The 13,412-nt window shown below is 44.7% G+C and carries 9 protein-coding genes; all 9 read left to right on the plus strand.

Annotation, left to right across the window (positions count from 1 at the left end):
* Window position 1: 1 nt before the first annotated feature.
* The 9 genes from rsmI to PW220_RS03435 all read left to right on the plus strand — a co-directional run bounded on the left by rsmI (window position 2) and on the right by PW220_RS03435 (window position 13,250).
* The gene (rsmI, locus tag PW220_RS03395; RefSeq protein ID WP_248054601.1) at window positions 2-865 is read left to right on the plus strand and encodes a 16S rRNA (cytidine(1402)-2'-O)-methyltransferase; all 864 of its coding nucleotides are present in this window, start codon (window positions 2-4) and stop codon (window positions 863-865) included.
* A gap of 110 nt (window positions 866-975) precedes the next feature.
* Window positions 976-2,067, plus strand: coding sequence for a 3-phosphoserine/phosphohydroxythreonine transaminase (serC, locus tag PW220_RS03400; protein ID WP_105117396.1), 1,092 nt, complete (start codon window positions 976-978; stop codon window positions 2,065-2,067).
* Window positions 2,067-2,624 carry a GNAT family N-acetyltransferase gene (locus PW220_RS03405; RefSeq protein ID WP_248054600.1) on the plus strand — a complete coding sequence of 186 codons (558 nt, stop codon included), beginning with the start codon at window positions 2,067-2,069 and terminating at the stop codon, window positions 2,622-2,624. Before serC ends, PW220_RS03405 begins: the two co-directional genes overlap by 1 nt.
* Before the next feature lie 52 nt (window positions 2,625-2,676).
* Window positions 2,677-3,858, plus strand: coding sequence for a 3-phosphoglycerate dehydrogenase family protein (locus PW220_RS03410; RefSeq protein WP_248054599.1), 1,182 nt, complete (start codon window positions 2,677-2,679; stop codon window positions 3,856-3,858).
* A gap of 2 nt (window positions 3,859-3,860) precedes the next feature.
* Window positions 3,861-4,355, plus strand: coding sequence for a methylated-DNA--[protein]-cysteine S-methyltransferase (locus tag PW220_RS03415; protein WP_248054598.1), 495 nt, complete (start codon window positions 3,861-3,863; stop codon window positions 4,353-4,355).
* Window positions 4,352-4,705, plus strand: coding sequence for an arsenate reductase family protein (locus PW220_RS03420; protein WP_172050191.1), 354 nt, complete (start codon window positions 4,352-4,354; stop codon window positions 4,703-4,705). Before PW220_RS03415 ends, PW220_RS03420 begins: the two co-directional genes overlap by 4 nt.
* A gap of 48 nt (window positions 4,706-4,753) precedes the next feature.
* On the plus strand, window positions 4,754-5,428 hold the full coding sequence (locus PW220_RS03425; RefSeq protein WP_248054597.1) for a helix-hairpin-helix domain-containing protein: 675 nt from the start codon (window positions 4,754-4,756) through the stop codon (window positions 5,426-5,428).
* Window positions 5,412-7,649 carry a DNA internalization-related competence protein ComEC/Rec2 gene (locus PW220_RS03430; RefSeq protein ID WP_248054595.1) on the plus strand — a complete coding sequence of 746 codons (2,238 nt, stop codon included), beginning with the start codon at window positions 5,412-5,414 and terminating at the stop codon, window positions 7,647-7,649. Before PW220_RS03425 ends, PW220_RS03430 begins: the two co-directional genes overlap by 17 nt.
* Before the next feature lie 171 nt (window positions 7,650-7,820).
* Window positions 7,821-13,250: a ZmpA/ZmpB/ZmpC family metallo-endopeptidase gene (locus PW220_RS03435; RefSeq protein WP_248054593.1), complete on the plus strand. Its 5,430-nt coding sequence runs from the start codon at window positions 7,821-7,823 to the stop codon at window positions 13,248-13,250.
* The last annotated feature ends 162 nt before the right edge of the window (window positions 13,251-13,412 follow it).

Below are 13,412 nucleotides of genomic sequence, written 5' to 3' on the forward strand. Positions count from 1 at the left end.
CATGAAAGTACAAAAATCATTTAAGGGACAGACTAGCTTTGGTACCTTATATCTGGTTCCTACCCCTATTGGTAACCTTCAGGATATGACCTTTCGAGCTATCCAGACCTTGAAAGAAGTAAATGTAATTGCAGCGGAAGATACTCGCAATACAGGACTTCTGCTCAAACATTTTGAGATTGAAACTCGTCAAACCTCCTTCCATGAGCACAATGCCCATGAAAAAATTCCAGTTCTGATAGACTGGCTCAAGTCGGGTCAGTCCATTGCCCAGGTATCTGATGCAGGTCTGCCTTCTATATCGGATCCAGGTCATGACTTGGTCAAGGTGGCGATTGAAGAATGCATCCCAGTTATAGCCCTACCTGGTGCTTCAGCAGGTATTACAGCCTTGATTGCCTCGGGACTGGCTCCCCAACCTCATATTTTCTATGGTTTTTTACCGAGAAAAGCAGGGCAACAAAAGGACTTTTTCCAAGAAAAACGTGCCTACCCTGAAACACAGATTTTCTATGAATCTCCTTATCGGGTAGCTGATACCTTGGAAAATATGCTATCTGTCTATGGAGATCGTCAAGTGACTGTCGTTCGGGAATTGACCAAGCTCTATGAAGAGTACCAGCGAGGAAGTATCACAGAAGTTCTAGATTATCTGAAGGAAAATCCCCTTAAGGGCGAGTGTTTAATCATTGTTGCAGGTGTTGGTGAAGAAGAGTTACCATCCGCAGACGAAGTGGATCTAAAGGCAGAGGTGGAAAAGGAAATCGCAATGGGCAGCAAACCCAACCAGGCCATCAAAGAAGTAGCAAAACGCTACCAACTCAAAAAACAAGAAGTATATGATCTATATCATGGACTAGGCTGAGTCTAGTCCTTTTCTCATTTTCCGTACCTTTTCTGAGAATGTAGCTTATTTTATGGAATTTTCAGAATACTTGTGATATAATGAACGCATTCTAATTTTGGAGGGAATTTATGACAATCTACAACTTTTCTGCAGGTCCTGCAGTATTGCCAAAACCAGTGCTTGAACGCGCTCAAGCTGAATTCTTGGACTACAATGGTTCGGGAATGAGTGTTTTGGAGATGTCCCATCGCTCCAAAGACTTCGATGATATTATTAAAGGTGCTGAAGCGACCCTTCGTGAATTGATGGCTATTCCTGATAATTATAAGGTAATCTTCTTACAAGGTGGGGCTTCTTTGGAATTCACCATGATTCCCCTAAACTTTGCCCAAGGTAAAAAAGCCTACTATTTAGCAGGTGGTTCATGGGGCAAAAAAGCCTACACAGAGGCTGTGAAATTATCTAAGACTATTGACTTTGAACCAATTTTGTTGGGCTCTACAGAAGATATTACCTATGCAGAATTGCCAACCTTTGATAAGAACGATATCGATCCAAACGCAGCTTATGTTCACTTGACAACCAACAATACCATCGAAGGTACGGCTGTTTACAATATACCTGATACCAATGGCGTTCCGGTTATTGGAGATATGTCTTCAAACATCTTGGCGGCTCGCTACAATGTAGAAGATTTTGCCATGATTTATGCAGGTGCTCAGAAGAACATCGGGCCTGCTGGTGTGACAGTTGTCATTGTGCGTGAGGATTTCCTCAACGACCAACCAATGCTTTCAAGTATGTTGGACTACCGTATCCAAGCAGAAAATGAGTCACTATATAACACGCCGCCTGCATACTCTATCTACATTTCTAAGCTAGTCTTTGAATGGGTCAAGGAAATCGGTGGTGTGGATGAAATGGAAAAAATCAACCGCGAAAAGTCTGGCTTGCTTTATGACTACATTGATCAGTCTAATTTCTACAAAAACCCTGTTCGTAAAAAAGAAGAGCGTTCAGTAGCCAACATTCCATTTGTGTCACCTAGCGAGGAATTGGATGCCAAGTTCGTTAAAGAAGCATCAGCGGCAGGCTTTAAGAATATTAAGGGACACCGTTCTGTTGGCGGTATGCGGGCTTCGCTTTACAATGCCTTCCCACGCCAAGGTGTGGTCGACTTGATTGACTTTATGAAAAAATTTGCAGCGGAGAATGCCTAATGGAAATCCGTCTTGCGCATCCCAATGAAGTAGGATCAATTTGTCAGATTATGGATCAGGCCAAGGCTTTCCTGGCAGCTTCTGGCAGTAGCCAGTGGCAAGGTGCTTATCCTGATCAAGATACGATTTTTGATGATATTTTAAGTGGTAAGGGCTATGTTGGTCTGGTGGACGGAAAGGTTGCGGTTTATGCGGCTGTCTTTCGTGGGACCGAGGCTGCCTATGAAGCCATCTATGATGGCAAGTGGCAGCATAACAATCCCCTTTACACCACCATTCACCGTGTGGCAGTAGCTAAGGAGTTTCAGGGACAAGGTGTGGTTCAGACCTTCCTGCAAGGAATTATTGAAGGGCAAAAGGGACCAGACTTCCGATGTGACACCCATGAGAAAAATCTGCCCATGCAACATATTCTGGAAAAACTAGGCTTTGTCTATTGTGGCAAGGTGCCCTTGGACGGTGAACGACTAGCCTACCAAAAAATCAAGCATAAGAGCGAACGCAGTCTCTATCAGGAGATTAGTGAAGACGATCGATGGTTGCTTGGAAATAATTAAAAATATGAAAGAAAGTCAGGCGGAGGCTCTTCCGCCTTTTTAGGTAAGAATAATGGTATTTAGCGTACGAACATTTAACAATATTAACCAAGTTGGTCTTAAGGAATTGGGCAATCGTTTCCAGATTGATGGAGATCATGCAGCAAATCCAGATGCCTTTATCATCCGTTCTGAAAACTTGCACGGCTTTGATTTTCCTGAAAATCTCAAGGCTATTGCCCGCGCGGGTGCAGGGACCAACAATATCCCAATCGATGAAGCGACTGAGAAAGGGATTGTGGTCTTCAATACTCCTGGAGCCAATGCCAACGCCGTAAAAGAAGCAGTCATTGCCTCTATCCTCTTGTCTGCGCGTGACTATATCGGAGCGACAGCTTGGACCAATACCTTGTCAGGTGATGATGTGCCAAAACAAGTTGAGGCAGGTAAGAAGCAGTTTGCAGGGACTGAAATTTCAGGCAAAACCCTTGGTGTTATCGGACTCGGTGCTATCGGTGCTCGTATTGCCAACGATGCTCGCCGTCTAGGCATGAATGTTCTTGGCTACGACCCTTATGTATCGATTGAAACAGCATGGAGTATTTCTAGCCATGTCAAACGAGTAGATGATTTGAAAGAAATCTTTACCAATGCCGACTATATCACTGTCCATGTTCCTCTGACGGATAAGACCCGTGATTTGTTCAATGCGGACAGTTTTGGTCAAATGAAAAAAGGAACAACCTTGATTAACTTTGCCCGTGGTGAATTGGTCAACAATGCCGACTTGTTTGAAGCTATTGAAGCAGGTGTTATCAAGAAGTACATTACTGACTTTGGTACCGAAGAAGTGCTTAATAAGGACAATATTATCGTCTTCCCACACGTTGGAGGTTCAACAGAAGAAGCGGAGCTTAACTGTGCCATTGCGGCTGGTCAAACCATACGACGCTTTATGGAGACTGGTGAAATTATCAACTCCGTCAATTTCCCAAATGTCAAACAATTTTTGGATGCTCCATATCGTATCACCTTGATTAACAAGAATATTCCAAATATGGTAGCAAAAATCACCACAGCTGTGTCTGAATTGGGCATTAACATTGATAATATCATCAACAAGTCAAAAGGTGACTATGCCTATACCTTGCTAGACTTGGATGAGGCAGATAAGGGTAAAATTGACCAGTTGGTTGCTCACTTTGAAGCAACGGAAGCCATTGTCAAGGTTCGTGTTATCAAAAATAAAAACTAAGTATGTATGTAAAAAACATCTACCAGAGCCCACTAGGTCCCATGTCCTTGGTAGCCAGTGATAGAGGCTTGCGCGGTGCCTGGTTCGAAGGGCAGAAATATTTTGAACGTGGTTTAGATGAAAAGCCTGTGCTAGGCTCACATCCTATTTTAAACAGTACAAGACTGCTCCTAGATGCATACTTTTCAGGTGAGCAGGTAGATTTTTCAGACCTCCCCTTAGAGCCTGTTGGAACAGATTTTCAGGAAAAAGTCTGGCGGCTATTAAAAGAGATACCGCATGGACAGACGACCAACTATGGAAGACTGGCCCAGCAACTTGGTCTTCGGTCTGGTCAGGCTGTGGGGGGAGCGATTGGGCGTAATCCCTACTCTATCATTGTCCCCTGTCATCGTGTTCTCAATCAAAAGGGACAGTTGACAGGTTATGCAGGTGGCTTGGATAAGAAAATCTGGCTCTTGCAACATGAAAATCCACACTTTGAGGTGAAAAAATGATTTTATATTATGAGTATCCTAAATGCTCGACCTGTCGGGCAGCAAAGGCAGAGCTAAAGAGTTTGGGCTTGGAATTTGAAGCTATTGACATCAAGTCAACGCCTCCCAGTGCAGATCAGCTCAAAGCCTGGATGGAAGCCACAGGTCTTGAATTGAAAAAGTATTTCAATACCTCCGGCAATAGCTATCGTGAACTTGGTCTTAAAGATAAATTTGATAGTTTGACTGTGGACCAAGCATTAGACTTATTAGCCAATGATGGCATGCTGATTAAGCGTCCCTTGCTGATTCAAGATGGAAAAATCTTGCAGATTGGCTATCGAACAAAATATGAAAATCTCGGTTTATAGGGCCGGGATTTTCATATTTTTTACGCACTATATAGGTGGAGGTACTTTATGAATAAGATTAAAACCTATGTAGAAAGCTTAAAAGAATACAAGTGGCAGATTGCCCTGCCTGCGGCAGCTGGTTTGCTTATGGCGACATTCTTAATTTTCAGCCAACCAGCTAAGTCTGACCAGACGGGTCTGACTGATTTTCCCCAGACCGAACAAACTTCTAGCAGTCAAGAGCAGGTTAATGAAGTCAGTGCAGAAGGAAATACAGAAGAAAGTAAAGAACCGAGCCAGCTGGTCGTTGATGTCAAAGGAGCAGTAGCAAAGCCGGGACTCTACACTTTAGAAGCTGGTGCGCGTGTCAATGACGCGGTTGAGGCAGCTGGCGGATTGACCAGTCAGGCAGACCCCAAGTCTATCAATCTGGCTCAGAAGCTCAGCGACGAAGCGGTGGTCTATGTGGCTAGCAAGGACGAAAATATCTCGGTGGTGGCCAGCACGACTGCCAGCTCTGCTATGTCCCCAGAAGAAAAAAGCACCAGTCTGGTCAATCTGAATACGGCGACCGAGGCGGACCTGCAGACCATTTCGGGAATCGGTGCCAAGCGGGCGGCGGACATTATCGCCTATCGTGAGGCCAACGGCGGTTTCAAGTCGGTGGACGACCTCAACAATGTTTCAGGCATCGGCGACAAGACCATGGAAAGCATCCGACCTTATGTCACGGTTGACTAAGCTACCCTGCCAGCCCATCCACTTGGCTCTTTTGGCGGTGGTAGCCTACTTTGTAGTCCACTCTTTTTCCCTCTTGACAATGGGCCTGTTGAGTTTGTTACTAGTTGTCTTTGGTGTTCAGCAAGGTAAGACAGTTTTCCTCAAAACGCTGCCGCTTCTAGCCCTGTTTGGACTGTTTTTCGGATGTCAAAAGTTTCAATGGGAGGGGGCAGCCCAGTCAGCCCCGGAGCAAGTCACCACTGTGCAGGTCATTCCAGATACCATTGAAGTCAACGGGGACAGCCTGTCCTTCCGCGGTCGGGCTGACGGACAAACCTATCAAGTTTTCTACAAATTAGCCAGTCAGGAGGAACAGACCTATTTTCAAAAGCTGGCAGACCTGGTCCAACTAGAAGTGGAAGCAGAGGTCAGCCTGCCAGCAGGTCAGCGGAATTTCAAGGGCTTTGACTATCAGGCTTATCTGAAAACACAAGGAATCTATCGGACTGTCAAGCTAACGGCGATTAAGAAGATTGTCCCTGTCCAGTCTTGGAATGTTTTTGACTGGCTGTCAACTTGGCGGAGGCAAGCCTTGGTCTATGTCAAAATCAATTTTTCGGCTCCCATGAGCCACCACATGACAGGGCTTTTGTTTGGGGAGCTGGATAGTGATTTCGACCAGATGAGTGACCTCTATTCTAGTCTAGGAATCATTCATCTCTTTGCCCTGTCAGGTATGCAGGTTGGATTTTTCATCGATAAGTTTCGTTGGATTTTACTGCGTTTGGGCTTGACCAAGGAAACAGTGGATAAGTTGCAGATTCCCTTTTCCCTGGTCTATGCTGGTTTGACAGGCTTTTCTGTGTCAGTGGTGCGGTCCTTGGTCCAGAAAATTCTGGGCAATATGGGCTTGCGGAAGTTGGATAACTTTGCGGTGACGGTCTTTGTCTGCCTGTTGATGCTGCCCCGATTTTTACTGACGGCAGGTGGAGTGCTGACTTTTACCTATGCTTTCTTGCTGACGGTCTTTGATTTTGAGGACTTGGGGCAGGTCAAAAAGGCTGCGGTGGAGAGTTTCAGTATTTCGCTGGGGATTTTGCCAGTGCTTATGACCTATTTCTATGCCTTTCAGCCCCTGTCTATCCTCTTGACATTTGCCTTTTCCTTTGTCTTTGATGTCCTACTCTTGCCAGGCTTGTCGGTCATTTTTCTTTTGTCGCCTCTGGTCAAGATTACCTGGGTCAACGGATTTTTCGTCTTGATGGAAAAAGTCATTGTCTGGGTAGCTGATTTGGGTTTCAGACCTTGGATACTGGGCAAGCCGTCTGAGCTGGTCCTCTTGCTTTTGCTGGTCAGCCTCTTCTTGCTCTACGATTTCCACAGGAGAAAGAAATGGCTTCTAGGACTGAGCTTGGTCCTCGCTCTGCTATTTTTCATAACCAAACACCCGCTGGAAAACGAGGTGACGGTGGCGGACATCGGGCAGGGGGACAGCATCTTTTTGCGGGATATGCGGGGGCGGACGGTTCTGATAGATGTGGGCGGACGAGTCGATTTTGCGGCCAAGGAGGAGTGGCAGGAGCGATCTTCGCAGGCAAATGCAGAGCGGACTTTGATTCCCTATCTGCACAGTCGGGGCGTGGATAGGATTGATAGTCTAGTGCTGACCCACACCGACACAGACCATGTGGGCGATGTGCTGGAAGTAGCTAAGCAGGTTCAGATTGGTCGGATTGTCGTGTCGCCGGGAAGTCTGACGGTACCTGACTTTGTAGCAACTCTGAAAAAAATCAATGTGCCTGTCCATGTGGTAAAAGTGGGCGACCGCCTGCCGATGTTTGACGCCTATCTAGAGGTCCTCTATCCAGACGGGACAGGCGACGGTGGCAATAATGATTCCATTGTTCTCTACGGTCGCTTGCTGGAAACCAATTTTCTCTTTACAGGGGACTTGGAGCAAGGGGAGCTGGACTTGATAAAAGCTTATCCGCGACTACCTGTCGATGTCCTCAAAGCTGGTCACCATGGCTCCAAAGGTTCTTCCTATCCTGAATTTTTAGACCATATCGGTGCCAAGATTGCCCTGGTATCAGCTGGGGAAAACAATCGTTACAAGCATCCACACCAAGAAACCTTGGAACGATTTGATAGTCGCAATATCCAAGTCTATCGTACCGATCAGCAAGGAGCTATTCGATTCAGAGGCTGGAAGGAGTGGAGGATTGAGACGGTGAAGGAGTAAATTTTGAAGAATATACAATAAAGCTACGATAATATTTAGTTTCCTAACGGCTATTGTTAGGAAATTTTCTTGTTTTTGTAAGATTGACAGCGTATTCTTTGCATTTCATTCTTTTTACTTATATAATTGTAGTGGATTTTTTATTTGGCTCAAGAAGGAGACTATATTTTAATGAATTTGAATTTTTTACAAAAGAAGCATCATTTTGGCATACGGAAGTTTTCCATCGGTGTCGTATCAGTTGCCTTAGCAATTAGCTTTAGCGTTGCTGGAGGGCAGGTTGCGGCTGCCCAAGAGGCAAGCTCAGCTCCTACTAGTAGCCTTGCCACCAGTCAAACTAGTCCGGCAGTGACAGAGGAAGCCACACAAGTACAATCTATTAGTGGGCAGACTGAGGTAGTAGAGGAAGTAGCTAGTTCTCAATCGGCTACGACTAGTCCTCAAGAAACGCCATCTCAAGATAGTGGATTGGTAGAAACAGGACCAGTAGTACAAGATAGTGCTACCAATCAGGAGCTAGCAGTCAGTCAAACAGTTGCGCCAAGTCAATCGGAACCAGTGCAAAATCAGACGGTAGGGGGAGAACAGAGTGGGCAAGTTGCTGGAGAACTCTCGCCGTCGATTGAGCCAACTGCAAGCACTTCTTCAGCTACTGGGGAAGCAGGTGTGAATCTAAGTCAAGTAGAACAACCGGTAGTAGCTTCACCGGATCAGGTTAGTCAATTGGTTCAACCATCCGAAACATTAGTAGAAGAAGCTACTCCGACCAATCAAGTAGTAGAAGAAGTCGTTCAGCCTGTGTTACGTTCAGCTCGAATGGCTCGCAGTGTGGCAGCTCAGGAGTTGGCTAAATTACCGCTAGATGCCAATGGAAAGCTGATGATCTCAGTCAGTGGAGTTACTGTTCATCAATACCTAGTAGTCAATTCAGATGGCAGCAGTCAGATGGTTTCTGCAACGGCTCAGCCAACGACAAACCAGACCAGTGAAACAGTTGCTCAACAGGTCGCTTCGCTGAAAGATGACTTTGCAGGTGTGACCTACGAATCACTCTATCCTCATTTATCTCATCAAGAAAATTTTTTTGAAAAAATAGACTTGGAAAAGGCTATTCGTCAGGAAAATGGTGGAAGTAATTTACCAGTTGACCAGCTACAAACTCTCAAGCAGACAGCCTATATGGATATGCTGGATATGAGGGAGAGTTTTGAGCGAGTAAAGGCTAAGATTGAAACGACGCTGACAGGTATTTTTGAGAAATCAAGTCAGGTCAATGTAGAGGATATCCGTCGCAATAAAGAGAAAATCTTAGCAGGTTTATCCTATCTGGATCGCCAATATTCCTTTGAATTTGGTCAATATCAGGCAAAGGATTTGATATTACATTATCCCCGGGTGTTCGGAGGTGGAGGCTCCCCCTTAAATACACTTAGTATTTTGAACACTTTAACCTATCGTGATTTGACTTTGGGTCAGTCAGCGACCGCTTACCAAACTAAACTAGCTCCAATTACAAATCAAGCTGATATTTTCTCCTTTGTGGAGAAGGGAGTAAGCTTGTTTGAACCAGGCAAAACAGGTGAGCAATGGTTTAAGGATACTAGCAAGGCTCATCTGGCAGAGTCCCAATCTCCTTACGGGAACTCCTCGCTCTATCAGAAATTAAAGAGCAATGTACGTCTGAACAACCATTTCATTCCTCTCCTGACCCTACCTAGTGATCTCGTATATGCCATTAGCACTTCAAACACAGTCAACTACGGTTTAACGGAATCCTATGTCCGACCAGGTGACCAGACCGGCATGGCAACGTTTAAAGCTAACTTACAATCCTACGCTGATGACCAGGAAAGCTTTTTGAAATTCTGGCATCGCATCAGTCAGAACAGGGATATTCTAGCCAATCATGAAGCCATTATTGTGGTTGATAGTCCGCAGAAACTAGGGACAGCTACTCAGCGCGTTCAAGAACTTTATTCACCCAAATATGGTTCAGGAGTTTTAGAAGGGGTCGAGAAATTTATCAGACCGCTCAGCCTTTATGCCAACTTTTTACAAGCTGATGGTCAGGCCAATGGAAAGACTTCCATTAATCTCTTTTTGAAAAAATCCCTGTCTGAGGCAGGTCAGTCTGTCTATACTCATGAATTGACCCATATGCTGGATAAGAACGTTTGGTTAAATGGCTATGATAGACGAGCTGGCCAGTTACAAGAAGTTTTTGCCAGAGGAATGTTTGAGTCTATGGATGTTGCTAAAACACCCTATCAAGACCCGAGCTTTATTATCAATACAGCCTATCGCATGGGGGACAATCGGACACAAAATGCTAGTCCAGACCGTTTCCAAACAAGTGATGACCTCAAGACCTATATGCAGGGTATTTTGGATGTGATTTACACTCTGGACTATGCAGAGGCCCAGTCAATCTTGAAGAAGGCTCCTGATGAAAGGGCTGTTCTGCTTAATAAAATCAGCCTCATTCCAAATCCAGCCAATAATGGCGGAGGAAAAACGACTGAAATCGTCAACTCAATTGATACAGCTTCAGCTGCAAACTTACAGACGATTGCTGATTTTGTAGATCAAGGCTTAATTTCGGGACGGTATAAGTTCAATGGTATGGAAACCAGAGGAACTGCCCGTACGAACTCCTACTATACCATTCCTCTCTTTGAACCAATTTATGCTGCCCTTCAAAATGATACGGGTAGCGGAGGTGATATTAGCTTTAAACGGAATGCCTATGAACTATTAGGTGAATACGGTTATGAAAAGGGGATGGTAGCCTATGTTTCTGGCCAATATGCCAATGATCAGGCAGCTCTTACTGCCATTATGCCAGAATATGGAGGAGACCTAGCAACCTTTAAGAAGGCTATGTTTGACCGTCGCATCGCCAAGGTTACTGAGCTAAAATCCACTAGTGTAGCCAGCGATTTCGCTGCTATTCAGAGTTTGATGGATGAAGCCATTGCCAAAGACTTAGAACGACTGAAAAGTAATGCTGCTAATAAGGTTCCCTTGTCCACCAGAGTTTCGGCTGTTCAAGACTTGAAAAAGAGCATCTTCCAGGCTTATTTGAAGGATACAGATGACTTCCGTACTAGCATTTATCAGGAACAAGTGGCGCGTGATTTGTATGTAACCAATGGTGATGAGAAATCCCAAGATGGTCGCGGCACTCTTGATAGCCCTTACCAGAGCCTCTCCTACGCTCTTGCCCAAGCAAAAAACGGGGATAGGATCAAGCTTGTTGACAATATCATGCACCGGCAGGATAAACCTTTCCTCCTTGATAAGGCTGTTACCATTGATGGTCAAGGTCATCGTTTAAGCTTCCGTGGACCTGATGTGGAGCTAGGGGCTGATGTGACCTTTGCGGATCTAACATTAAATATGTTGGCAGATGGTAGTAAACAACCCAATATTTATGCCAATGGCTATCACTTGACCTTGGATCAGGTATCTACAACAATGAGTCAGGCACAAAGTGACTTGCGTCCAACTCTAATTGCCGGTTCTCGTTCAGGTCAACCAGCAGGCAGTCATGGGAAAATTACCATTCTTAATGGAAATTCAGACACTCGGTTTAACACCATTTATGCTGGAAATGCTGATTCAGTAAGTAACATTCCAGTAACCATTTCTATCCTGTCGGATTTTGTTAGTGTAGACCAAGGAATCAAGCTGTCAGGTGTCAATGGAGAAGATGTGATGGGGCCAGTTTTGGTTACGTCAAAATCTAGCAGTCTGAAGTCAATTGACGGCAACGGAAGTTGGGATAATACAGTTACTATTGATACTGCACGTATCTACGGACTCAATCTACAGAACATCCAAACGCTTGAATTGGTCAATAAGGCGGATGTTAGTTTAGCTAGTCAGGTATCTGAAATCTCGACTGGTGTAGAGCTAGAATCGGGTACTCAGTTGACTATTGCCAATGATCCAGTCACCTTAGGTAGCTTATCTGGTCAGGGAACAGTCATTATTCCAGTGGAATCCAGTCTCAATGTAATAGGAGATATTGAGGGAAATGTTGAGGTACTGGTTAGAGGATTTGAACAAGATCTATCCAAGAATATAGACAAGGAATATATAAAGGTTGAGGGACTATTATCTCCTACAGCTCGTATTACCTTGGAGAAAGGCTATAATCGTTTTGACCTGGTCAAAGATGAAATTGTTTATCGCTTGGTAGAGCTAAAACAGCCTGTTCAAACTCATACAGTAACCTTGCACTTCACCCAGTCAGGTCAGTTGTTAAAAGAGAAGCAGGTGCAAGTTGATAATGGGCAATCAATCACAGGAATGGAGAACGATTTGCCTATAGCAACAGAGGGAACCTATCAGTTGGATCCAAACTTTGACAGAACGGTGTTGACAGCTATCACTAGCAGTAAAACGATTGAGATTCCAGTAGTCTTGGTTCTGCCAAAAGCAAGTCGCTACCAGCCTCACGTTAATGGGGAAGCCCATGTTCTGCCGGCAAGCAGTAGTGAGGAAACAACAGCTGAAATTGTGAAGCAAATCAGTCTACTAGCTGAAGCAGGTCAATTTGATGTTGTAGTAGTCACTCCTATTCCACAGTCTAGTGGCGACCACTCCATGACTGTTCGTGTGGTCTATGACGACCGTAGCCAAGAAGAGCTTGTAGTACCTCTTCATATCCTCACAATAAAAAATGGAGAAGTTGCCAAACACAGCTTACCAGAAGGTGTTTTAGAACCGTTGGTTATTGCCAAAGGCAAGGGAGTTACCCATGAATTGCCGGTCGGAATTCTTCCACCTCTTGAAACGGCAAATGGAGGCGGTGTTCGTCATGAATTGCCAGCAGGCGTTTTAGAACCGTTGGTTACTGCCAAAGGTAAGGGAGTTACCCATGAATTGCCAGTCGGTATTCTGCCGCCTCTTGAAACGGCAAATGGAGGCGGTGTTCGTCATGAATTGCCAGCAGGCGTTTTAGAACCGTTGGTTACTGCCAAAGGCAAGGGAGTTACTCATGAATTGCCGGTCGGAATTCTTCCACCTCTTGAAACGGCAAATGGAGGAGGTGTTCGTCATGAATTGCCAGCAGGCGTTTTAGAACCACTAGAAGTAGCTAAGGGTGACGCAGTGTGGCATTTTGTTCCAAGTATCTCCATAGAGGAGGTCGTCCAACTTTTGAATGCTAGTCAGACACTTCCATTTGGTATTCTAGAGGGTGCTATAGTGGCAAAAGGAGAGAGTTCACTTGGTATCCTACCAAGATTGGAAATCTCTAAAGGAGCAAGTCTAAATCCTTTCCTTCCATCCAGTGTTCTCACGCCATTAGTGACAGAAAAAGGTGCAAGTTTAACTTTAGAATTGCCAGAAATATCCCTGTCGCAACTTGAGCTAGCTCAAAGCCAGCCTAGACCAAAATTAGCACAACAGCAAGTAGTCTCTCACCAACAGAAGGAAGAAGTGGTTGGAAAGCAGACAAGAATGGCTTCCATAGCTCCAAGATCTCCTAGCCTCCCAGAAACAGGACAAAGTCATAATAATCTGAGTGTTTTTGGCCTCTTGTTAGCATCCCTAGGTGCAGGTTTCTGGCTAGGTAGAAAGAAAGTTGAGTAAGTAGGAACGGATTCACTGAAGTGTTACTCGAATAAACGGACAAATGCATTTACTTGCTGCATAAAGCTAAGTGTATTTGTTCGTTTTCTGTTTTGTCTTACAGAATCCATCATTTATTATTGGAAAAACAAAAGTTCCTAACTAATAATGCAATAATTTTGC

The sequence above is a fragment of the Streptococcus sp. 29892 genome (assembly GCF_032594935.1).
GTDB lineage: Bacteria > Bacillota > Bacilli > Lactobacillales > Streptococcaceae > Streptococcus > Streptococcus hyiners.

What these genes read in the sequence shown, in the direction of transcription:
- rsmI (WP_248054601.1), top strand. Translation starts at nt 2, where the DNA reads ATGAAAGTACAAAAATCATTTAAGGGACAGACTAGCTTTGGTACCTTA.
- serC (WP_105117396.1), top strand. Translation starts at nt 976, where the DNA reads ATGACAATCTACAACTTTTCTGCAGGTCCTGCAGTATTGCCAAAACCA.
- PW220_RS03405 (WP_248054600.1), top strand. Translation starts at nt 2,067, where the DNA reads ATGGAAATCCGTCTTGCGCATCCCAATGAAGTAGGATCAATTTGTCAG.
- PW220_RS03410 (WP_248054599.1), top strand. Translation starts at nt 2,677, where the DNA reads ATGGTATTTAGCGTACGAACATTTAACAATATTAACCAAGTTGGTCTT.
- PW220_RS03415 (WP_248054598.1), top strand. Translation starts at nt 3,861, where the DNA reads ATGTATGTAAAAAACATCTACCAGAGCCCACTAGGTCCCATGTCCTTG.
- PW220_RS03420 (WP_172050191.1), top strand. Translation starts at nt 4,352, where the DNA reads ATGATTTTATATTATGAGTATCCTAAATGCTCGACCTGTCGGGCAGCA.
- PW220_RS03425 (WP_248054597.1), top strand. Translation starts at nt 4,754, where the DNA reads ATGAATAAGATTAAAACCTATGTAGAAAGCTTAAAAGAATACAAGTGG.
- PW220_RS03430 (WP_248054595.1), top strand. Translation starts at nt 5,412, where the DNA reads ATGTCACGGTTGACTAAGCTACCCTGCCAGCCCATCCACTTGGCTCTT.
- PW220_RS03435 (WP_248054593.1), top strand. Translation starts at nt 7,821, where the DNA reads ATGAATTTGAATTTTTTACAAAAGAAGCATCATTTTGGCATACGGAAG.